The organism is Candidatus Protochlamydia naegleriophila (assembly GCF_001499655.1).
Lineage (GTDB): Bacteria > Chlamydiota > Chlamydiia > Chlamydiales > Parachlamydiaceae > Protochlamydia > Protochlamydia naegleriophila.
The window spans coordinates 790,678-814,204 of record NZ_LN879502.1; the positions used below are offsets into that span (position 1 = coordinate 790,678).

A 23,527-nucleotide genomic window follows, 5' to 3' on the forward strand; every position below is an offset into this window, starting at 1 on the left:
CTCATGGTGCATAATCGGCTTCTATGTAGACATCCATGACCTGCCCAACAAAGATTTTTTTGTCGTCTTCTTTGAAGCGATAGGTGACCAGAAGAACACGGGTGTCGACTTTTTCTGTGAGGTTATTAGTAAGGTTTTGCTTATTGGCCAAATAGGGCTCAAGTTTAATGAATTCAAGATCGAACTTGATATGTGGATTTCCTTGGAGAAAGGCAACAGCCGGTGCATTTTGGCGAAAGTAGGGGGCATTGAACTGGTTGATGCTGACTTCCAGGTGTTTTTCGTCCGTATTGCCAAGAACCATCATTGGCGTTCTAGCGCCGTTTGCTGAAGGAATTTCTCCCTCGTGAATTTTAATTTGCAAAATTTTACCATCAATTGGAGAGCGAATGACTGTCTGGTCAATATCGGCCTTGACACGATCGACATTGGCTTTGGCTTGTAAGGCTTCTAAGTGTGCAATTTTGAGATCCGGTTTCCATGTACCGGCCTTCACTTTATCTAGCATGGCTTTTGCTTGAAGTAACTTGGCTTCGGCTTGTTGATAATTGAAGTAGCGACGGTTGATTTCTTCTTGGCTTAAGGCGCGCTTATCTTTTAGCCCTTGCGTCATTTCATACTGACTTTGGGATTGGCTCAAAGCAACCTCTGCATTTTTAAGCTCAGCCTCAGCTGATGAAATATCCTCTTTGCGCGGCAGTGCTTCTAATTTGTTTAACTGGGCCAGGGCAATTTCATAAGCCATTTGCTGGGATTGAAGAGCGGCTTCGAGATCTCGATTTTCAAATTCGATCAGAGGTTCCCCTTTTTGAACCTTGGCGCCTACTGAGACAAAGATCTTAGCGACGATGCGGTTTAGGGGGGTTCCGATGAAGATATTTTCACTGCTTGCTTCGACTATTCCAACTGCCGAAATATACGACTTAAAAGGCGCTGTAGGATGTGAAACCACGGGGTCGGGCGGAGGGAGGACTTGAGATTCTTGCCAAATAGAATAAGAAATTAATAGAGCCGATGCGATGGCGATGCAGGCAATGATAAAAAAGTAGGTTCTATTCATGTTTATCACCTTTTATGATTTGACCATCGCTCATTTCTACAATGCGATTGGCAAATGGGAAAATGCGGTGGTCGTGTGTGACAACTAAAACGGCTTTAGAGTGTTTAGAGGCCAAATCATGTAAAAGAGTCATGGCTTCAAATCCTGCAGCCTGATCCAAAGCGCTAGTTGGCTCATCGCAGACAATAATTTTCGAATCATTAACCATGGCTCTGGCAATGGCCACTCGCTGCTGCTGACCTTTCGATAAAAAGGCTGGCGAAACTTGTGAACGATGAGCCATTTTAAGTTGTTCTAAGAAGTTCAAAGCTTTCAAGTTTGCTTGGTGTTGAGAGTAACCAGCAACAAGCAAAGGTAGAGAAACGTTTTCCAACACAGTCAGCGTTGGAATTAAAAACAGGGATTGAAAGACGATTCCAAGGCTATCGCGGCGAAAGCGGGCTTTTTCGAGCTCAGTCATTTTGTGAATTTCGTGATCAAATAGATACAGTTCGCCTTCATCGGACGATAAAATGGTTGAAATAATTGACAGCAGGGTTGTTTTACCAGAACCTGACGGCCCGACCAAAAGGGTGAGCTGCCCTTGATGAATTTCTAAATCGACTCCTTTTAAAGCTTCGACGCGATTGTCTTTTTCACCATAACTCTTTTTGATCCCTACGCACTTCACTGCAATGTCATTCATTTAATTACCCATTAAAACTTTAGGGTCTGCTCGCGAAACTTTGCGAATACTCAGCGTCGCCGTAAATAAGCAAATGAGCAGGACAATTGCACCTGTAAAGAGGAGGAGCTGCCAGGGAAAAAGAAAGGCGAGAGTCGTCCCTTTGATGGCTTTGCCCCATAGAAGAGTAGCTCCTATTCCTAATGAAAAACCAATCACCCCTGCGAGCAAAGCTTGGGTAATGATCATGTTGAATATCATACCCTTTGTTCCGCCTACCGCTTTAATTAAAGCATAGTACATTAAGTTTTCAAGCGTCATGCTATAAAAGATTTGGCCGGCGATTGAAAAGCCGATAATAATTCCGAGTGCGACAGAAAGGCCGAAGTTGATTAAGATTCCGGTTCTTAAGAATGAGTTGACAATTTTTTGTTTAAACTGTTCAGTTGTCAGGGCATTGAGCCCAGTATAGGTATTAATTTTTTTTGCAACCTGTTCAGCATTGGTATCGGGCACAGTTTTAGTTGCAATAAAAGCCACGGGATTACTGAGAAAAGGATTGAAGAGTTTAAATTCTGAATAGGTGGAAAAAAGAATGGGTAGGGGATAAAATCCTTGCGTAATTTGACAAATGCCGACAACAACGGCTCGCCTGTTATTAATTTCGATTTCATCGCCAAGTTTCAAAGGTGTTTTAGTGCCATCGGCATTCTTGGTGGCCAAGAGGCTGTTGGCAGAATAAACATCGACGATGACGCCTCCTTGGCGTCGCAAGTCTTTGACTTGCCCTTCAATCATTTCAGCTGGAGCTCCAATCAAAGTTGCATCATCAATGCCATAGAGTTTGCAAACTTCGAAGACCCCGCCTGGCGTGATTAAAGAAATATCAGAACTGCCAATTGGAACGGCCCATTCAACCCCTGGTGTGCTTCGCACAAGATCAAGATGACTTTCGGGCATTGCTCTAAAGCGATCATCACTTTCTGTTGCAGGATCCACGACCCAAATGGTGGGGGCAGGAATGTCTGTTAACATCCGATACGATCGTGTCACGAGCCCTAAAAAAATGGCCGACTGCTGAGAAATGAGCAAGGTCGCTAGAAAAACGCCAAAAATAACCCCTATACATGAGGTTCGATTCCCTATCAGCATTTTAAGAGCTAGCAGTATCATGATTATTGTGGGGTTGCAACATCGGCAATATTGAGGGGCATACACTTTCACGTTGTCGAGACGCACTATGACTGTTGTGTATAGCAAAGAAACGCTCCTTTGCCAATTATATTTTTTAAATTTTCATGTCAATCAATCGGCAGACTTCGTTCGAAACCATCCGAAAGTATCTTAAGGAGTAAAAAGATAGGTTGAATGGGGCATCTTTTGAAACGTGCTTTGATTGAAGAAAATGGAAGCTTTTGGGCAGATTGGTCATTACATTTTGAAAAATCTGTTACCACAAAACTCGGTTAGGCGTTAAAGTGCTTTTCTTAACCAGCCATCTTGGATAGCTGATTAAATTTATATTTAATGGTTTGTGCCTGCAAGCTTTTTGATTTCAAATTTTAAGATATAAGTCTAAAGAGCTTGTTTTGAATTTCTTATGAATTTTAAGATTAGGTATACAATGAAAAATATCACCGCTTTTTTTCTTCTTTTGGTCTGTACGTTGGTTGGGAGCAAGGGGCACGCCAATAATTGCTGTAGGGATCAGCAGCAGTTCTATGCAGGAATTGTTGGGGGAACGTCTTTCGTCAACTCATCTTTATCGGGTGCGAAATTCAAGCCAGGCTTCTATGTTGGAGGAGCGTTTGGATATACGTGTACGAATCCATTTAGGCTAGAGGCAGAACTTGTCTATCAAAGGCAAGAGTTAGATCATGTAAAAGGTGGACATCACGGCAAGGGACATCTCAATACGTGGCAAGGGATGGCAAATATCTTGTTTGAATGTCCTCTTTTTTGCGATTTCAAAGTCTATCTCGGCGGCGGAGGTGGTTATGCTTGCGCAAGGGGGAAATGGACGTCTGAGTATTCATTTTTGGGCAGCGTTCATCACAAGAAAAATGGATTTGCTTGGCAAGCTATTGTTGGTTTGACTTATCCGATTTGCCAGAATACTGATTTTAGCGTTGAATACCGCTATTTCGATGTCGAAAGTCATGTGACTAATCATAAATTTGGACTGGCGATCAGACAGTATTTTTAAGAGTTCTTCATGGCAAAAAAAGTATTCCTAAAAGGAATGCTTAATTGCTCGTACGAGCTCTTTTTTTTGATTCCTTCATCCATGAGTCTCGCTGCGGGAAAGGGCAAAGAATAAAGTGAAGCGTGTACGAGCGATTGATCGAGCATTACCTAAGTTTAGGGCTGCTGCAAAGAGCATTTGAGCCATTCTTTTTTCTCTCTGTATGGATAAACAGTTTTAACTTTTATTCCATGTAGAGAGAATTGGACCCCCATCTAATCCACTCTTTAATCTTCTTAGTTTTTATTTAGAATCCATGAGCCACGCAGATTGCGAGAGGCTCGGATAGTGAGTCATGGTGGGTTTCTTTCAGTCAAAACGTGTTTGCGATAACTAAATCTTACTGGCTTAATCAGGTTACCATGATGACTTAAGGCAAGGTGAGATTGAGAGGAACACTTTGCTCTCCTTCCGCATTTACAGCCGTTAATTGATAGAAATCTCTCTTATTTTTTTTGCGATCGCGATCGCGATAAGTTAAAGAGCAGTTTGCGGGAATGGAGGCGATTAGAGCACCATTGCGTGAAAGATTGTATGCAATAATGGAAGCATCTTTGCTGGAAGACCACTTAAGGATATTGACGAACTCTGTTTGGCTAAGAAAGTGGTTTTTGATTTGCTTGCCATGAAAATGGCGTGCTGGCAAAGGAGATCCAGGAGGTGGGGGAGGAGGAGGAGGTGGCGGTGGAAGGCGGTTGGGAATGTAGACGGCTTGAGCTATTTGATTAGTGAAATTTTCAAGCGTCCAGGTGAGTATAGCTCCTCCCAAAGCATTCATAGAAAGTCTTGGAGATAGTGCCGAAAAACCGCTTGGTGAGAGACGAAGGGAGGCTGGCAGCCAATTGTTAGTTGCCGAGTCGTAGTAATTGTAAAATACCGCTCCTTTTCCTTCTGCGTCATTTAACTCCCATACAGCATAGGCATTACCAAGTCCATCTACGCCAATATTTGGGCAGCCAAGGCAAGTTGATTCCATCATAATGGACTCTAAAATAGTAGGCGTTCCCCAAAGACCGTTTGAATGGCGGCTTGCTCGAATGGTGAAGGTTGCTGTTAAAAGATCTTCGACTATCCATAAGGCAATGGCATTGCCTGCGCTGTCTATGATGACTCTTGCAGCTTCGATGCTTTCTGTGGCTAAAGGGGCATAAACAAGTTGCTGGATACCAAATGCCCCATTAATAAATGAGGCAGAACTTAGGCCGTTATTGCTGTCGTTAATCCATATGATAATCCCTTGATTAGAGGCATTCAAGGAAGCTGCAGTGATGGGGAGTCCGTTTGGCGTAACATCTGTGTAAATGGTCTCTGTGACATTCCATGCAGTGCCGTTGAAATAGGCTGTTCTGATAGTCGAGGGAGAGTCGTTATACCAAATGGCAATCGCTTGCCCCGAAGGCGAGCCGGCTAGCGCCGGGCGAGTTGTCAGTTCTGACGAATTAAAAAGCGTCGAAGCTCCTTGCCAAAAGGAGTTATAGCGGTTTTCTTGGATGGCATAGTTTGTGTCTTGGGTGGCCCAAAGAGCCAGGGCTGAGTTAGAGCTGTCCAGATAGACGTTTGGAGGATAGAAGCTTTGAACATCGTTAAGAATGGGATTTGAAAGAAAAGTGGGAGTGCTCCATGCATTGTGGTTTAAGATTGAACTCCGCAAGAATGAGTTGGAAGTTGCATTGCTTAATTCTATCCAGACAGCAGTAGCTGAGCCATTTGCATTGACTGAAATGGCATTTTGGAGTTGATTTGTGCCAAAACTCGGAAAAGCTGTTATATTCGCGGGGGCTCCTTGGATCAACTGAGCCGTTTTAGCATAAAAATCGGATCCATCCGAGACCGATGCCAGGATGACGCCGTTGCCTGCTGCATCTATTCCAACAACTGGATTTTCGACAATTTCGCCTGTAAAGAGATCTACTGGACCTAGCCATTCTCCAAAAACGATGCTTGGCAACCATAGGCATACCAAGAGGCTCATATAGATAAGCGAGCGACTAGATCTTTTCATAAAATATCCGGCGTAGTGTTTTTTTTGATTTCTCAAATAGTATCGAAAGGAATTGCGAGGCAAATTACAGCGATCATGACGAGAGAGAGACGGAACATTTGACGCCCCCAAAACGGGTCGTTGCTGCTTTTGAATCCAAAGATTCCAAGTCCAAGCCATGCAAACCCAATTACACTGGCTAAGGTCAGATAAATATATCCCGTATAGCCAAATAGCGTCAAACAGGCAGCCGCTAAAAGGAAGGCGCAAATATAAGCCAGCATACTGATCTTTGTTCTTATGATTCCCTTTTTTACAGGTAAGACCGGGATGCCTGCTGAAGCGTAATCATCGAAGCGGTAAATGGCAATTGCAAAAAAATGGGGCATTTGCCAAAGCACCATCATCATAAATAAAAGCAGCGCTCCTAAGTCTAATTGATTGCTCACAGAGCAGTAGCCCACGACTGGAGGAACTGCACCAGCAATGCTGCCTATGGCTGTTCCATAGATTGTGCGGCACTTCCATAGGCTATAGAGAACGACGTAAATAAAAAATCCAGCGTCCGCGACAGCTAAAGCAAGTGTGTTTGTAAAAGCCAGCAGGATGACATTGCCTATGATAGCGAGGATAATGGCGAAGATAATGGCACGCTTGCCAGAGACCAGCCCGGCAGCTAAGGGGCGATTTTTAGTTCGCTCCATTTTTTGATCTACCGTGCGGTCTATGTAATTATTAAATACGCAGGCGGAAGCGATAATAAAGGCCAGTCCTGCGAGAGTCGCTAAAAATAGCCCGGCATGGAGCTGCCCTTTTGATGCCAGCAAAAAGCCCGCTGCGACAGTGAAGAGGTTTCCGAGGATAATTCCCGGTTTAGTCAATAGATAGTAATTAATCATGTATCATTTCGTGGGTCATGTTTCCCATCATGCGATCATCTAAATCATTCATGATCCATAACGATCCGATGACGATGATGAGAAGAATTAATACTGTAAAGCAAAAAGTAAGGGTCTCCCAACGGGGCTTTGCTTCTTGTCCTATATGCAGGAAAAAGATGAGCTGGACGATTGTTTGCACAACTGCCAGGCTAATGAGAGCATAGACTAGAGTTGATCCTGAAAGAAGCTTGGCTACCACGAGCCCAAAGGAGAGCGAGGTCAAAAAAAGAGAAGCTGCAAAACCTATGAGGTATGATTTCAGCGTTCCATGCCATTCTTTTTGAGTTTCTTTTAAGCTGAGATCACTCATTTAAATCACTCCCATTAAATAGACAAAGGTGAAAATGGAAATCCAGATGAGATCCAAGAAGTGCCAAAATAAGCTAAAAATTGCGAGCCTGCGAAAGGTGGTGGCTGTTATTCCCATCGAGAATACCTGTGCCATCATGACAAGCATCCATAGCAATCCTATGACAACGTGCAGTCCATGTGTGCCAACAAGAGTGAAAAACGCTGAAAGAAAGGCGCTTCTTGTCCAATCATGCCCTTCGCTGACCATATGCTTAAACTCGTTCAGTTCTAAGGCGATGAATGAGGCTCCGAGTAAAAATGAAACGGCAAGCCAGATTAGCACCTGTTTTTTTTCATTGCGCAGCGACGCTAACATGGCAAAGCCGCAGGTGACGCTGCTCAATAGAAGGATCATTGTCTCGGTAAAAGCGCTCGGGAGGTCGAAGAGTTCTTTTGATGAAGGGCCTCCGAAGGTGCTTTTGTGGAGAACGGCATAGGTGCAAAAAAGGGTCGCAAATAAGAGGCAGTCGGTCATTAGGTACATCCAAAAGCCCAGAGTCGTTTTGGAGAATGTATCTTGATGAGGATCTGGAAGACGTGTATCGGCGTGAGGCTCGAGCGTGTCTTGGTGGTGGATCATCGAAGAATTCATATTGCTCCATATCTCCTTACATGCGTGGTTTCGGTTGCTTTGACTTCTTCTGCAGTGATCAGCTCATGTTCATCTTCTTTAGAGAGGCGAATAATTAAGCAGATAACGATCCCAAGGAATCCTAAAGCTGCAAGCCACCAGATATGCCATGTCATGGCAAAACCAAAGATAAAACTCAAAACGCCTATGTAGAACCCCATGGGGGTGTTTTTAGGTAAATAAATGTCTTCGTAGCTCATTTCAGGCTTAGGGGCATGGCCGCGTTTAATGGCCCATAAGGGGTCTAGTTGATCGACAGTTGGAATGACGGCAAAATTATAGATGGGAGGAGGGGATGGAATCGACCATTCGAGTGTTCGGCCATTCCATGGATCTCCGCCTGTATGGTCCCAGTTTTCTTTTCGTTTTTTGATGCTCCAAAAAAGCCCAACGAACTGAATGCTTGCGCCGCATAAAATAATGAAAACGCCAATTGCCACAATGACGAAAAGAGGATGCCAGCCAGTTGATACCTCATAATGATCTAAACGCCTCGTAGCTCCCATGAAGCCAAGCATGTAAAGTGGCATGAAAGCGAGTAAAAAGCCACTGAGCCAACACCAGAAGGCCCATTTATTCAACTTTTCATCCAATAAGAATCCAGTGAATTTGGGGAACCAGTATGTAAAGCCGGCAAAGAAGCCGAAGAGGACCCCGCCAATGACCATCCCGTGGAAATGAGCAATTAAGAACAAGCTATTGTGAACCTGAAAATCGACAGGCGGGGAGGCAAGTAAAACGCCGGTCATTCCAGCAACGGTAAAGTTGAGGACGAAGGCAAAAAACCAAAGCATGGGGGAGGTGAAGTGGACCCTTCCTCTGAACTTTGTAAACAGCCAATTGAAGATTTTGACTCCTGTTGGAATGGCAATGACCATGGTCATGATTCCGAAAAAAGCATTGACGTGCGGGCTTGCCCCCATGGTGAAAAAGTGGTGGACCCAAACGATAAAGGAGTAAAAGGCAATCAGAATGAGAGCCCAAACCATGGAAACATATCCGAACAACCGTTTTTCAGAGAATGTTGGAACAATTTCTGAAAAAACGCCAAAAATGGGGAGAATGAGGATATAGACTTCAGGATGGCCCCATGCCCAAATAAGATTGATGTACATCATGGGATTGCCGCCGCCTCCGGCCGTGAAAAAATGCATGCCGAGATAGCGGTCTAATGAAAGCATGTACAACGTGGCAGTTAGAATGGGAAAGGCAAAAATAACCAGCACCATTGCACAAAGACTGCTCCAAACGAAGATTGGCATTTTCATGAAGGTCATGCCTGGGCAGCGCATTTTTAAAATCGTGACAAAAAAATTGACTCCGGAGAGCGTGCTTCCAACACCTGAAATTTGCAGCATCCAAATCCAGTAATCGACTCCTTCATCCGGACTGTACTCGATTCCCGAAAGGGGAGGGTAAGCTAGCCAGCCGGCGGTTGAAAATTTGCCTATTGCTAGGGAGATAAGAGTTAAGAGTGCGCCTGCTGTAAATAGCCAGAAGCTGAGGGCGTTCAAAAAAGGATAGGCGACGTCTCTTGCTCCTATTTGCAAAGGGATGATGAGGTTTAAGAGTCCGAAGACGGCCCCCATGGCGACGAAGAAAATCATGGTTGTTCCATGAGCAGAAAAGACTTCTTGAAAGTGGCTTGCAGAAATGAATCCTTGAGAGTCTCCTACGGCTAGAGCTTGCTGCAGTCTGATCATGATGGCATCGGTAAAGCCTTTAAAAAACATGATGAGTACAACGGCAATGTACATGATGCCAATCTTTTTAGGATCGACGGTCGTCAACCATTCGTTCCAGAGCCACTTCCAGCGTTTTAGATAAGAGATGAGCCCTATGAGTGTGAGTCCTGCTATCAACATCATGATTACAGCAACATTCTGACTGGGCTCGTGCTTAAAAGCTTCTAGAGTTAATTTACCAAACATGACTTACTCTTAAGGGTGCATATATTTTGCGATGACCTGATGAAATAGGCTTTCATCCTTTAAGCGAAATATTTCTACCGGATTGTTTTTACTCGGAGCTGATAGCTGACCGTATGAGCCAAAGTCAAGGTTCTTAGACGATTGCTTGGCCTGTTCTACCCATTTTTGATACTCCTCTTCGGTCGAGGCGCGAGTGACGAAACTCATGCCGGCGAATCCTTCACCGCTGAGATTTGCAGAAGAGCCTCTAAAATCTCCTGTTTCTTCTGCCATTAAAAAGAGCTCGGTCTGCATTTTAGGCATGGCATAAATTTGCCCGCCTAGTTCTGGTATCCAAAAGGAATTCATGGGGGCGTCAGCTGTAATTTTAAAGTGGATGGGCGTGTCTTTGGGAATTTGTATAAAATTGACAGTTGCAATTCCCTCTTCCGGGTAAATGAATAGCCATTTCCATTGAAGGGCAACGACTTGAATTGTCAGGGGCTTATTCTCGGATGCGATAGGTTTATAGGGATCTAGCTGCTCGGTTTTGATCCAGGTCAGAACGCTAACGATCAGAGTCATGACAAGAGGGACACCCCACCAAATATATTCGGCAACGGTATTATCGACGAGATCGGGATCGTATTCGCCTTTGGGATTATGAGCGCTGTATTTCCAAGAAAATATAAAGGTTAAAATGTAGACGGGTATGATGATGAGCAGCATGAGGGCTTGGATAACGAGCAAGAGGTTGCGTTGCTCAACGGCAATGATTCCTTTAGGAAATAAGACGGCGATGTATTCGCGAAAGTGAAGAATCTCGAGCGGCTGCATGATCAAGACGGTCAGGAGGAGCAGGCCTGTAAAGAACAGCATGGAAAAGACTTGTTTTCGTGCCATCTTCATTATTCAACGTCCTCTTTTTTCGGATAGATGGGTGGCTATTTGAGTTGTAAAAAGAAACCTCTAACATAGTTTCTGATTTGCAAAAGTCAAGTTTAATTTTTAAATTGAGTGTTTTTGCTTATATAACCTAAGGTTGTAAAAGAGCTAATGGTGATTTCGCATCTTGAATGGCATACCCCTTTCATCGTTATCAAAGTAGCAATAAACACAAGTCTTATGAGTCCACTGTTCAATTTTCTTTTTCCAAGCCTTCTATTTAGCTGGGCCGTATGATTCTTTGTAGCTTTGATGAGGACCATGAAGCCGAATGTATGTAAAATGAGAAGTCTTGCGGGACTTGGGCATTCCAGCTTTCGATTGTAGAGGTGCGGGGTGTACGGTAGAATGTCGAATTAATTTCTACAGTCTGCAATACTTGTGAATAGTAATAGAGCCAATCTTTTGTTTTTAATGTCTGAGGATAGAAATTTTCTTTCCAGTGTTCATAGGACCAGCCAGAGGTTTCAATCAACACGTGGAGTTCTTTTTTTTGACCGCTCATGACTGCTTAACTTTGGCTGCTCTTCGCTTGTTAACGTTATAATTAAATGTCCATAGATCTGGGGCTTGCTTTTTTTTCTTTCCACTCTCCTTGCTCATAGTGCCAGGAATGGGTTCATGCCCGTGTATTTTTTTCCTTCGAATTCTTTAAATTCGTCGTACGCTGGAATGGCTTTTTTCTTTATTCTTTGAATTCGCATTTTTTGCGAGGCAGCTTTTTTTAGCTCTTAAAGGATTAATTGGCTCGGTCTCTCTCAAGAATTTTCAACTCTCTAAAAATTAATGGTTTAAAATATATTTCAAGATACAATAAGTTAAATGGATGACAATTGAAATCTACGTGCTTCTTTGCGATGGCGACAAATGCATTCAAGACAGGACGTTGCTAAAGCAAGGAATATTTGAAAGGTGATGAAGAGTCGCAACAGCTTAATGGCTCTTTGAAATGTTGCTGAAGCACAGAGTGGTGCATAGCTAAAAAAAGCTCATGCTGGTCGTGAAGCCTTTACAAAACGCTTCCAGGAACTGGCAATCCGAAATAGCATACCCTTGTTTTGCTATGCGTGGCTATGGGTTTAAATTTGAGATTAAGTTAAATATAAGCTGTTATGGCTGAAAGAGATTGAAAAAAGTGGAAAATAAAGAGGCATACTGGACTATTTGTTCGAAATGTTATGGGCGTGGCAAAAAAAACATGAGGCTTGGCAAAAAAGCGAGAGTCCGCTACCAAATAGCAATTAAAGAATTTGAAAAAACTCAGAGTGAAGGAAAGGCTTCGGTTCGCCCTAAGCTTACTCAATATTTATGCGATAATTGCAGTGGATCTGGCTTGATTCCTTCTTCGAGTCATCCCATAGCAGATTCAGAAAATTACCCACATGTAGCAATTATTGGTGCTGGTATAGGAGGCGTTGCGCTGGCTGTAGCTTGTTTGCATCGTGGCATTCCATTTACCCTTTATGAGCGCGATAGCAGCTTTGATGCACGAGCTCAGGGCTACGGACTTACCTTGCAACAAGCAAGTAACTCAATTAAGGAGTTAGGTCTTTTCTTTTTAAAAGACGCGGTCAATTCCACACGTCATGTGGTGCATACTACAGATGGAAAAAAAATTAGTGAATGGGGAATGAGGACACATTCAAACATTAAAAAGTCTCCAAGGCGTAAAAATGTGCATATCCCGAGACAGGCTTTGCGCTTAGCATTGCTTAAACAATTGGGCGGGCATAATAGCGTGCAGTGGGGGCACCGCTTAGTTGATTTTAAACAATGTGAAAATAAAGGTATTGAGCTAAGTTTTCAAGTTAACGGAGAGATGAAGAAAGCCAAGGCTGATTTGGTAGTGGGTGCCGATGGTGTTCGTAGTGTTGTGCGCAGCTTGTTGATTGGTGAGGATATTACTCCCTTGCGTTACCTAGGTTATGTGGTAATTTTGGGTATTTGTTCTTTAGACACTCTTAAGTGTATTGAGAGTCATTTACTGGACTCAGCCACTGTGTTTCAAACTGTTAATGGCCATGAGCGAATCTACGTGATGCCTTACTCGTTGGATTCGGTAATGTGGCAACTTAGTTTCCCCATGCCCGAAGAAGAAGCTAAGGCTTTGAGTGCACGAGGATCTCAGGCACTTAAAGAAGAAGCATGTCGTAGAACACAGTGGCATAAGCCCATTCCTCAAATTTTATCAGCAACCTTGCCGGCACAAATGTCGGGTTATCCCGTGTACGACCGAGAATTACTCGAGTCGGAATTATTGGAAAAAGCAGGGGCAGTTACGTTGATTGGAGATGCAGCTCACCCCATGAGTCCATTTAAAGGACAAGGTGCAAATCAGGCTTTGTTGGATGCACTGGCACTGGCTCGTAACATTTCAATAGCATGTACTACCTCGCTTGAATGGAGAGAAATCGGAGTAAGAGAAATTGTACTAACTGAATTTGAAGAAGAAATGTTAGCACGTAGTGCTTCTAAAGTGAAAGATTCAGCTAAGGCTGTGGAACTTCTACATTCCAAAGGTGTGCTACGTGAAGGTAATGAACCTAAAGGACGAGTTTTCGAGGCAACAAAACAATAATCAGACCTAACCCTGATTATTGTTTTGTTACAAATAGGTTTGTTTCATAACTTTTTAAATCCAAAAACATCTTAAAGCCATGTAGTTATAGAAAACCGACCTCAATCACTATTGTGAAATTTTTTTATAAATGGGGTTGAGATTTCCTTCTGAAGTTATAAAACCTTTTACTTCACTTCAGCGGGATTGCTGGAAGAAAAGCAAAAGGTTCTGCTTCTTCGAAGTTGCCAACCGCATTGCCTGAATAGATTTTTCCTCCGGTTAAGGAGAGCTTCTTTACTAAAGCCCCTTTTTTCAAGTTAAGATCGGAAAGAGGAACCCAAAAAGTGTTTGGACTTGTAGAAGAATCATAGAAATAAACTTTGTCTTTTTGGTTTGATATAGTCCTCCATATTGTCGAAGCAATATTTGGCTCTCCAGGAGTTGTGATACCTAAAGGTACGCTGACGCTTCTAATGACGCTCAGCACGCTGGCAATGGCCTGATTGGTAAAGGTTCCATTTGGAACAGCTTTAATATATGCTGGAGCAGATTTCTTAGGAATGGCCTCTATCAAAAAAGAAGCGCGCGCAAACCGATCGGCAGATCGGTTAGTTCCTGGAAGGAAGATCAACCCGCCAATGCTTTGCCAATATGTATTTAAGGCAAGCTGCTGATTATAAGTCGGGGAATTTGTCTGTACTATATATTGTTTGCCGTGATGGATGACAAGATTGCCGTTGATGTATTCGAAGATCGCTGAATCACCATCGGCATCCGAAATGGATAGATGCATCTGAGCTGGAAACCCATTAGGTAATATAGGCGCTATAATTTGGAAAGGTTCTTGCTGCAAAGTGTCGACGGCCTCAGAAACAGTTGCAAAATTGTCTAACACATACTGTGCCCAAAGCGATATGGACATAAGTGGCTTGTTTTCGCTGGGTTTGCCGTAATCCGATTCAGCAAGATATAACATGTTGGCAACGAGCCCTTTTTCATTCATCCCGTCAGCTGATCCCGCATTATAGCCTGAGACGATGAGGCTGCCGTATTTGGAGGTCCAAGTAATAGATTGCGGCCCCGCGGCGCCGTTACGTGTCATACCCTGAGGGAAGGCCCAAAGGTCGGATTGCAGATCTTCCATCCAATCCATCGAGCGGCCTGTGATAACCACTCCGTCAGACCCGACAAAAAGGGCGCGGGTACATGCCTCGGTTGTCTGAGCCATTAATGTTGCAACAAGAAAAGTGAGTAAAACCGATCTGATAGCTTTCATTATTCCCCAATTGTTAAAATGTACGTAAATTTCAAATAACAATTACGCGTTGAAACTGCAATTTATTTCTTTAGATCATTTGCTGTTTCAAGTTTTGAATCTGGATTAAGCAAATCAAAGAGATCCATACCGGCCAAAATCTTGAGGCTTGATTGTTTACGGAAAAACTGAGCTTCCTAATGAATACCAGACATTCGAAATTAAGGACACGCAAGGTGAATGTACAGCCTTTTTACAATCTTATAATTTACTTGAGTTCTATAGTTCTAACGCCAAGATTTCTTTTCCGTTATTGATAGCTTTTTCGGCTGTTTCAGTCAAAATTGTGTAGTAAGAAAATTTAAATCTTCAGAAAGGTCGAAAACACCGCTCGCTTGTTGGAAGCTTTAACGCTCCTTGGGTCTTTTGCCTAAGATGATCGGCTTTCATGCAAATATTTCATTTCAATGCATGGGCGATATGGACTTCATGGACAGTATGAAAGTGGACATAAGTTCGGAATTTATTTATCCATTCCCGTCCATAAAAAAAAGGCAATTACAACATAGTTGTAATTGCCCTTTTATCTCCGGATGCTAGATTCGAACTAGCGACCAATGGATTAACAGTCCACTGCTCTACCGCTGAGCTAATCCGGAACATTTAAGAAGTGTCTATCTTAGGAAAATGGGGAATTTTAAACAATAGGTTTTTGTTGTTTTTTTGAAAAAAGCCTTCTCAATACTTCTTGGGGTTTTTATTTTTTTGAAACGCCATCTTTTTTTTACTTCAAATCGTCGTTCTCGAGAAATGGATCTGAGCCATAACAATGCAAGAAAATGGCCCCTAAATGACTCATCCTACTTTTGTAGGTAGGTTTATCTTCCTAATAAATTTAAAAATAGCTATACTCAAGTATTCATTTTTTTAAAATAATTATGCTCAAGTCAAAATACACTTTCACCATTTCTCATACCCTTCTACCTATCCCACCTCTTTTTTTGACTCCCAGCCGTTTTTTTCTGATTGAGTATAAAGATATTTTAAAAGTTGGTTTTACTGTTTTGTTTTTAGTTAATTATTTATTTTTAATTAAGAAGTTTTAAACATAATGTTTAGAAATTTTTTTATTTGAAAAAAATAACAATGATTTTTTAATATATTTACTTATTGTAGTTAACTAATAAAACAATTAAGTCAAAGTTATTATATTTTTTTAGGAAGGCATATGGATCATAGATTTACTTTTTCTCCAGTTTATTCAGCTTGGAATAAGCTAGGGGTGCATTATAGCAATGAGATGATTAAGGTAACGCCCGAATCAAGCCGGTGGATTCGTACAGTAGCTTCAATTGCTAATGTAGCTAATAAAGCTGTGATTATCGTGGCCTTTGGGATATGCACCGTTGCTACAGCAGCTTTTAGTTTATTAGTCTTACCCTATCGTAGCTACAAGTATGGTCAAATGCAAAAAGAAGGGTTGACAGAAGATTTAAACCGTTTTAATTCGCAAGAAAGAACGGCTTTACGAAAAGAAATTACAGATTATATTGACAATCAAGAGATTCGCCGCCGGTTTGATCAGCCGATTGGGGTTATGGAAAAGGATAAGCTCGTTTACGATATCATTGGTCATTCTGCACGCAGTGGCAAGGTTTATGGACCTGTTGCTTTGGTGTGGACGGAGGATGTATTGAAGGCTGCCAATGATGCCAATCAAAAGCTCGTTTTTTGTGCCCGCGATGGAATTCCTCCATATAAAATTGCCATGGAATTGATGCAAAGACCTGATTATCAAGAAAAGTATCCCAATTTGGTTGGAGATGGCAAAATTTCCTTAGCTTATATTTCTAGAGCCGTCATAGCAAATGCCGCTAGTAGTCAGGCAAATACAGCTCTCTTTCAAAGATACATGCAGCAATTGGGCATCAATCCAGGTGATAAAGCTCTCTTTGTAGACATCGGATTCCAAGGTAGTACAATTCCTGCCATTCGGCAAATGTTAGCTAATGCTGGAGTTAATGATGTTGAGTTTAGATTTCTGCTCTCCCATACGGAACAGGCTGGGGGCTCTATTCTTTCTGTCGATGATCCTCGCCGAGCAGAGCTTTTGGAATTGCCAAGCATTCAATCGATCCCTTTTAAAGGGGCGGGTAGTAACCCAGCTACGCATTGGCTGGAAGACACACACCAAGGAACGCGTAAATCTGCTTCTCATCTAGTAGAGGTTGATGGCGTTATTTATCCTAATACAGGCGTTCCTGGTCGAAAGGAATATACTGCCCCAAAAGGTTCGAGAAATTTCTTGCTGAGAAAGTTTTGTCAAAAAGCAGTCGTTAAAGAAGCATGTGGGATGCCTTTGGAAACCCTCAATCGCGATGAAGCTGTGAGAAAGTTTGATGAAACACTCCACCGAATTGTAAGATTCGAACTCCCTCTTGCTGTTTCTCACGTATAAGCTGAAATTCGTTTAATAGGTTGTATAGAAGTTGTACTGGCTGTTTAGCCAGTTCGACTTCTTCTTTAAAATGCCGTGCACGGTAGTGTTTGCGCATCTTCACGTCTGTATTTTAAGCAGATTGTTTGAGGCTAAGTCATAAAATGAGATAAATATGATTGAATCAATAAGGGCTCATCAACCGACAGGACTTGTAGATCAGAAAGACAGATCTTTAGTTAAATCAATGGGGCGCACATTTCGCTGGATTAAAGATAAACTCGATCCAATAACTATTTTGGCTCATTGTTTATTTTTTCTTGCGGCTCGAGCTGTCGTTTTTACTTCTTCTCGAACTTTTAAAGAAAGTAAATGTGACTATGAAAGAGTTGCTCGTTCGCGCCAAACCCTGCAAACGCTCGGTGGGCAAGAAGTTAATTTACCGATGCCTGATGGGCATCAAATGTCTGCCATGTATTTGGATACGAAGCGCTGCCTGGAAAAGCTCATTGAGCTGGGTGGAGAAAAAGGCCGTAAGCCGTTAGCAAATGGATTAGTTCAGGATATATTGTTTATACCTCCTCATCAGACCGAACTTTGCACTCTGATTGAAAGAATGGGACTTCCTTTACATGAAGAAGAGGGGCGCCAGTATATTCACTTGGGTATTCCTAAAATATTAGGAGTTCCGGAAGCAGATCAAGCTGAGACAATGCCAGGAACTGTTATTTATGCACCTGGAAGCGGGCACATATTTGAATACAGGCGCCCGACAATTGGAACGTTCATGATCGGCTATGGCATGAACATGCTAGTTTTCCATTATTCGCAGACAGGGCAAAGTGAAGGTAAAATTTCTGAACAGGCGACTTATGATAATGTCGAAGCAGCCTATCGATATTTAAAGCAAAAAGATCTGCCAGATCAAAAAATCCTGGGTTACGGCCATTGCATGGGAGGAGGGCCTATTTTGGAATTGGCCTCCAAATATCCCATTGCTTTGCTCCTCGATCGAGTCTTTGCCGATATGGGCGATTTTGCTAAGTTGCGTGCTACTCGCCGATTGCCACGCTTTTTACATTTTTTAGCCGAACCGATTAAGCGCGTCATGAATCGGTGCTTTAATTACGACAATCGCAAAAAAATAGAACATGTTCAAGGAAGGGTGGCTCTCATCGAAGCCGCAAGAGATGAAATCATTCCCGGTGCCTACATCCAAGAACTTTATGATCACGCAATGCAAGCCCAAACGAAGGTTAAATTAGTCATTGATAGTGATCACGATAGGGATCTAGTTAGCGACGAATCAGCCCGTCTATCCCTAGGGAGATTTTTAACTGAATCTAATTTAATAGGTAACTTTGTTTGAATTTGAAACTATAAAAATAAAAGTATTTACCTTAATTGTAAAATAAAATAAAATTTAGCAAGTATGTAAACTTTTATTTGCTTAATCATTAATAATAAGGTTGAAAATATGTCATCAATTATTACACAGGGACTACCACTGCATCCTATGCCTGTTAGTCAGGGGGCGATGCCTGTTACAGAGACATGGCTGGGTCGTCATGCTAAATGGGTAAATGAGAAAAGTAAATCTCCTCATGGGTTTGAGCGAGCATGTGCAAAGGTTTGGGCAGTGGCTTTTACCGCGCTTTTGGCTATTAGTTTAATCTTTATTCCTCAGGCTTTTAAGTTTCAGAAATTTTTGAGCGAATTACGTAATTTTCAGCAACCGGTAGCTTCTGTAAATCCAACTCAAGAGCATCCACTTGTTATTGATGATGAGCCAGCACATAGTTATTTAGATGGTAGCTGTGACAATTTCTTGAAGAGTTCTCTTTTCAAGCCTTATTTGGATCAGTTAAAATGCGTGCTAAGCCAGCAACCTGCATTAAGAGCAAACATTGATCAGTTAGAGCCTTCACCATTTAAAGATAGAGTGTTAGAGCTTTATCAGCATTTGAATAATACTCCCGCTGTTTTTTCGACAGAGGTGAATCGCGCTTACTATGCAAGATTTTTAGAATTGCTACGCAACTGCCAAACAGAATCTCGCTTGGTTACTTTTCAAACGGATCCTTCATTTGTTTTGGTTAGAAACTTTCTCGACAAGTTTATTCAAAATTATATGCAAGAGGCTGTTTTTTACGAACCGGGGATGAATTTCCTTTATTCGCGCGGTCTTTCCAGAGATTTAGCTATCACGCAGATGAGTGATATTGGAAATGCCTTGGAACAAGGATTTGCTCAATTGAGTAATAATTTATGTGCGGGAGTGTCTCCTGGTCTTTTCGATCCTAATTTATTGGGCAATATTCCTTTTCAAACATTTGAACTTCAAGCAAAAAATGGTAAGGCTATTAAGGTTTTTCGGTGTGCAAATTTGGCCAAAGACGAAGAACGAAGCGGCAATAGGCTTGTAAGAGCAAGTGATGGAGAGCAGTTTAACTTGTATTTTGATGCTTGCCGAAGAGAAGGTAAGAAGCATTTATACGTCAATTTGATGAAGCGCAAATCTGAAGGAGAAAATGAGACTGTTCGTAGTGAAGTGATTGAAAGTTTAGAAGCAGATTATCCAGGCACATTAAATGTTGTCAGCCTCGACCGCAATTCCCGATTTTATTTTCAGTCGGGTCCTTATTTCAATCAATCTCAAGCCGAGAATTTTAAAGCGGAATTCAAAACACATCTTAGAAATGATCGATCTTTCTATTGGTCCAGTGAATTAGATCAGCAAACATGGCCAGCAGAACTTGATACGATGATTGAAGAGATCCATGCGACTTATTTTCAATCGGTTGAACAGCTGAGCCATGAGCAGCGTCAAGCCTTTATTGAATTTACCTACTGTACGATTATCGATACGTTAATTGCTAAGCTAGAGCCAGATAGCTGTAATTTCTCCTGTAAAAGCTGTATTGATCGAGGGGGATTAACGAATGCAATCATGTACATGTACTATTTAATCAAAAAGCAGGGTGTAATCCAGCCTGAGCAGTTTAACTACTTGTTATACTTGACGTTTCTGCCGGCCTTGTTAGTAGGAAATCGTCAGATTCAGCAAGTCTATTTGCAGCGCTTATCAAACTTTGCAAGGGTGTTTTTGGGAGCCAATCAACCTGTTGCCAAGCCATTACCGCAAAATGATTACATTCAAGATATAAGTGTTAGAGAGACAGCCATTCTTGACCAGCCAAGGGAAGAGGCTCCTTTCGACACCTTAACATTGACGATACCCGAGCAAATTCAGTGGCGTGCAGAAAAGTTTGTCCATAGAAAAAAGCTGCCTTTATTAAGCGTTGAGAAGCGCGGTGAAGTTGAGTCGCGCTATCTGGAAAAACTGCCAACGATTCAGAGAAACATTGAAGAGCGCATCGAGCAATCGGGAATTGTCCTTGAAGAGGCTGTCAAATTGGAAATGATAGATAAAGTTTCTAAACATTATCTTTTGTCGATGCAATACTACTCTCCAGTGATTGTTAAGTGGATGGACTCATTGCTTCAAAGAGGCGATGACAAGAAACTCGTCTTCTTAGCAAGAGATGGAATTGTCTTTCACGATGTAGCAGCCACACTTTTGGAGAAATATCCCGAGAGATATCCCAACATGACGAAAGAGAAGTTAGTTGTTGCTTGGTTGTCCAGAAAATCGTCCAAAGATGCGGCATCACGTGGAGAGCTGGCTGAAAGGTATTTTAAACAGCTGGGCATCGAACCTAATGAGTCTATAGTGTTGGTTGATACAGGTTGCACGGGTTCCATTAAGAGGGAAATTGCTCCACTAATCAAAAACGAAATCGAATGCCAGTTTTCTGTTTCGCGCAATCCTGCTATTCGCGGCTTTTGGGATAACTGTGATTTTAGCCTCCAAGCACTCGCGTTTGTGATTCTACCTCCTAACCACGAAGATGCTTGGGCAAATGATCCTAAGAGTGCGAATGATTGGGTAGAAGACACGCATCGCGGCAATTTTATTGGCGCTGAAAGATTAGTAGAAGAAAACGGTGTCATTTATCCCTACCCTTCCATGGAATGGGTTGACAATGGCCAAGAGAGAGAATTAGTGATTAGAGAGACAGAGGCGAACAACGCTGCTGAACTAAGCGACTTTTTGGTCAGGGATTTTGGCCGGCAAGCCATCATGGATTTTGCAAGGGATGTTTCAATTCCAGATGCTAATTTAAATTATGATGAAATTAAACTGAATTTCAATGATTTATTGACACGCATTCAAAAAGGAGAAACAGCATACGCATCTTGTAAACATGATTAATCGAGCGTCTATTTTGCTGTAAAATATACAAATCCTCGGCAATAATATGCCGGGGATTTGCATTTTCAAAGGATTTTGTAATCTGAGATATCTGAAACCTCAATTGCCATTCTTGTCAATCATCAGATTTAACATGCGTCAACTATTTTAGTTAAATCATATAAGAGTTAAATTTTTTTGAGTGTAGTTTAGCAGGAGATGTATATGACGCCTTTAGGCAACACCTCTTATATTAATACGAATAGCCTCGTTCTGGCAGAGATTGTACCTGCTACTCGATCATCGAGCTGGAGAGTAGCTCGGTTGTTTACATGCTTTTATGCACAAGTGTTGCTAGGCTTTAAAAATCTTGGAAGCTTGATCGGAAGAGTTCATTCAGTTGCAACCAACCTGTTTTCTTGTACGCAAAAGGATGTTGAGCGCACTATACCATCCTTGCAACCGTTGAGCCAAAATATCGGGCAAGTAGAGCTAAGGCAAGAAAGGATAAGTCAAAAAAGCTCTCAAAATCTTTCAGAGGTGTTGATCGATAAAGAAGGCTTGATCGCCGGTGAAGAAGACATAGAACATCCAGAAACGAAAGTGGCAGATACGGCTTTAAAGACAGAGATTGTCCAACAAGAATGTCTTGGTTCACCAGCGTTGCCAGAATGCCAACAAGACTTAGAACGGGTAGAAGATGAAGGGAATGAAACCAGCTTCCACATTCCTATTAACCTCTCCATTGATATTTTACCTTCTGAGCCTTCACAAAAGTCTTTGGAGCCTCCAGTAAATGAAGGAATTGGATCATTTAATAATTTACTAGGCTCAAAATCCTTAGAGCCGCCCCTAGATGAAGGCGATTTTAATTCACTCAATGATAATGAAGTAAAATTAAAAAAATCGGAACCATCACTCTCGTGGGAGTCTTCTTTAGCTGAAGGAATTGGATCATTCAATAATTTACTAGGCTCAAAATCTTTGAAGCCTATCGATGAAGACGCTTTAGGTGAAGGTGCTTTTAATTCACTTAATGATAATGAAGTAAAATTAAAAAAACCGGAGTCCTCACTCTCTTGGGAGCCTTCCTTAGCTGAAAGGATTGACTCATTCAAAAATATACAATTCCCAAAGGGAAAATTAGATACGTTAACGTTATCATCTCAAGACAGACGCAAATGGAGAAGAGCAAGATTTGAAGCTAGGCAGAAGCTCCCTTTACTTACTCAAGTGGAGAGGGACATTGTTGAAGAGCGATACTGTGAGCGACTACCAACTATTAAAAATTCGATTTACCAAGAGATTGAAAATTTTGCGATTGATTTATCAGAAGAAATGAAAGATGCAATCGTCGATAAAGTTGCCCAACACTATCTTTTGACGATGCAATACTATTCACCGGCTATCACGCTTTGGATACATTCACTGCTATTGCACGCGCGAGAAAGTAACAAAAAGCTTGTTTTTTTAGCACGAGACGGAATTGTCTTTTATGACGTGGCAAAAATCTTATTAGAAAAAAACCATGAAAAATACGGAGACTATCCAGACGATCACTTGATTGTAGCATGGCTTTCCCGTAAATCTTCGATGAATTTGGAAGGCCGCGGTGATTTGGCCCAAAGATATTTTAAGCAGCTTGGGATTGAAGCGCATGAGCCTATTATTTTAGTTGATACGGGAGTCACCGGTTCTATTAAACGCAATATTTCGGCACTTGTAAATAATGATTTGGAAGCCCAATTTTCTATTTCACGCAATCCAGCTATCTACGGTTTTTGGGACAATAGCGATTTTACAATCCAGGCCATCGCATTAATTATACTTCCACCTACTCACCAGGATGCTTGGGTCAATGATCCTCAAGTTGGCAATCGTTGGCTTGAAGATACTCATCGAGGGAATTTCATCGGAGCAGAACGCTTTGAGGATGATTGCGAGAATGGAGTCATTTATCCTGTTCCTTCGATGGAAATGAGGAATAATACATTAGTTCTGAATCAAGTAAGCGTAAACTCAGAAAATGATTTATGCGATTTCTTAGTTAGAGAATTTGGACGCCGGGCAGTGACGGACTTTGCATTAAGCAACGTGGATGAAGAAACGTTAGATTACAATGAAATTAAGCGTAATTTGAATGATCTCTTGACACGCATCCAAAAAGCAGAAGCATTTATTACGACTTGCACGCACGATTAATATTAATGCGCTTCAATAGCGTTTAGTTGGATTTTATTGCGCAATCAAGCTAATCTATTTTTTTGTAATTATAATAAACAAACAACTTAA

General features: G+C 41.8%; 17 protein-coding genes and 1 tRNA gene. 6 read left to right on the top strand and 12 right to left on the bottom strand.

All coding sequences use genetic code 11. The features are described 5' to 3' along the window. Position 1: 1 nt before the first annotated feature. From PNK_RS03275 to PNK_RS03285, 3 genes are read right to left on the bottom strand one after another with little or no spacing between them, the layout of a single operon-like run. Positions 2–1,060 (bottom strand): HlyD family secretion protein, encoded by a 1,059-nt coding sequence (locus PNK_RS03275; RefSeq protein WP_059060282.1) that lies wholly within the window; start codon positions 1,058–1,060, stop codon positions 2–4. Then, positions 1,053–1,745 carry an ABC transporter ATP-binding protein gene (locus PNK_RS03280; RefSeq protein WP_032125212.1) on the bottom strand — a complete coding sequence of 231 codons (693 nt, stop codon included), beginning with the start codon at positions 1,743–1,745 and terminating at the stop codon, positions 1,053–1,055. The genes PNK_RS03275 and PNK_RS03280 overlap by 8 nt, the downstream gene beginning before the upstream one ends. Continuing rightward, positions 1,746–2,984 (bottom strand): ABC transporter permease, encoded by a 1,239-nt coding sequence (locus PNK_RS03285; RefSeq protein WP_231909281.1) that lies wholly within the window; start codon positions 2,982–2,984, stop codon positions 1,746–1,748. Positions 2,985–3,348: 364 nt separating this feature from the next. Between PNK_RS03285 and PNK_RS03290 the strand changes: the two genes are divergently transcribed. After that, entirely contained in the window at positions 3,349–3,930 is a 582-nt protein-coding gene (locus PNK_RS03290; RefSeq protein ID WP_059060284.1) for an outer membrane protein, read from the top strand. A gap of 409 nt (positions 3,931–4,339) precedes the next feature. Here PNK_RS03290 and PNK_RS13735 read toward each other — a convergent pair whose 3' ends face one another. The 7 genes from PNK_RS13735 to PNK_RS03325 all read right to left on the bottom strand — a co-directional run bounded on the left by PNK_RS13735 (position 4,340) and on the right by PNK_RS03325 (position 11,233). Continuing rightward, positions 4,340–5,971 (bottom strand): hypothetical protein, encoded by a 1,632-nt coding sequence (locus PNK_RS13735; RefSeq protein ID WP_231909282.1) that lies wholly within the window; start codon positions 5,969–5,971, stop codon positions 4,340–4,342. Between the two features lie 32 nt (positions 5,972–6,003). Continuing rightward, positions 6,004–6,849, bottom strand: coding sequence for a heme o synthase (cyoE, locus tag PNK_RS03300; protein ID WP_059060288.1), 846 nt, complete (start codon positions 6,847–6,849; stop codon positions 6,004–6,006). Further along, the gene (cyoD, locus tag PNK_RS03305; RefSeq protein WP_032125217.1) at positions 6,842–7,201 is read right to left on the bottom strand and encodes a cytochrome o ubiquinol oxidase subunit IV; all 360 of its coding nucleotides are present in this window, start codon (positions 7,199–7,201) and stop codon (positions 6,842–6,844) included. Before cyoD ends, cyoE begins: the two co-directional genes overlap by 8 nt. Further along, positions 7,202–7,834: a cytochrome o ubiquinol oxidase subunit III gene (gene cyoC / locus PNK_RS03310; protein ID WP_032125218.1), complete on the bottom strand. Its 633-nt coding sequence runs from the start codon at positions 7,832–7,834 to the stop codon at positions 7,202–7,204. It abuts the gene before it with no gap. Continuing rightward, entirely contained in the window at positions 7,831–9,804 is a 1,974-nt protein-coding gene (gene cyoB / locus PNK_RS03315; RefSeq protein ID WP_059060290.1) for a cytochrome o ubiquinol oxidase subunit I, read from the bottom strand. Before cyoB ends, cyoC begins: the two co-directional genes overlap by 4 nt. Positions 9,805–9,813: 9 nt before the next feature. Then, entirely contained in the window at positions 9,814–10,692 is an 879-nt protein-coding gene (gene cyoA, locus PNK_RS03320) for a ubiquinol oxidase subunit II (protein ID WP_032125220.1), read from the bottom strand. A gap of 256 nt (positions 10,693–10,948) precedes the next feature. Next, on the bottom strand, positions 10,949–11,233 hold the full coding sequence (locus PNK_RS03325; protein WP_059060292.1) for a DUF72 domain-containing protein: 285 nt from the start codon (positions 11,231–11,233) through the stop codon (positions 10,949–10,951). Positions 11,234–11,854: 621 nt separating this feature from the next. On the opposite strand from PNK_RS03325, the gene PNK_RS03330 reads away from it, so the two are divergent. Further along, positions 11,855–13,306, top strand: coding sequence for an FAD-dependent oxidoreductase (locus PNK_RS03330; protein WP_059060294.1), 1,452 nt, complete (start codon positions 11,855–11,857; stop codon positions 13,304–13,306). 172 nt (positions 13,307–13,478) lie between these two features. On the opposite strand, the gene PNK_RS03335 is transcribed toward PNK_RS03330, so the two are convergent. Next, the gene (locus PNK_RS03335; protein ID WP_059060296.1) at positions 13,479–14,564 is read right to left on the bottom strand and encodes a linear amide C-N hydrolase; all 1,086 of its coding nucleotides are present in this window, start codon (positions 14,562–14,564) and stop codon (positions 13,479–13,481) included. A gap of 566 nt (positions 14,565–15,130) precedes the next feature. Continuing rightward, positions 15,131–15,202, bottom strand: a tRNA-Asn gene (locus tag PNK_RS03340). Between the two features lie 569 nt (positions 15,203–15,771). On the opposite strand from PNK_RS03340, the gene PNK_RS03345 reads away from it, so the two are divergent. The 4 genes from PNK_RS03345 to PNK_RS03360 all read left to right on the top strand — a co-directional run bounded on the left by PNK_RS03345 (position 15,772) and on the right by PNK_RS03360 (position 23,437). Continuing rightward, on the top strand, positions 15,772–17,001 hold the full coding sequence (locus tag PNK_RS03345; protein ID WP_059060298.1) for a hypothetical protein: 1,230 nt from the start codon (positions 15,772–15,774) through the stop codon (positions 16,999–17,001). 154 nt (positions 17,002–17,155) lie between these two features. After that, positions 17,156–18,349, top strand: coding sequence for an alpha/beta hydrolase (locus tag PNK_RS03350; protein WP_059060300.1), 1,194 nt, complete (start codon positions 17,156–17,158; stop codon positions 18,347–18,349). Positions 18,350–18,457: 108 nt separating this feature from the next. Beyond that, positions 18,458–21,256 (top strand): hypothetical protein, encoded by a 2,799-nt coding sequence (locus tag PNK_RS03355; RefSeq protein ID WP_158021678.1) that lies wholly within the window; start codon positions 18,458–18,460, stop codon positions 21,254–21,256. 204 nt (positions 21,257–21,460) lie between these two features. Further along, complete coding sequence (locus PNK_RS03360) at positions 21,461–23,437, top strand: hypothetical protein (protein ID WP_059060303.1); 1,977 nt, start codon at positions 21,461–21,463, stop codon at positions 23,435–23,437. Positions 23,438–23,527 lie beyond the last annotated feature (90 nt).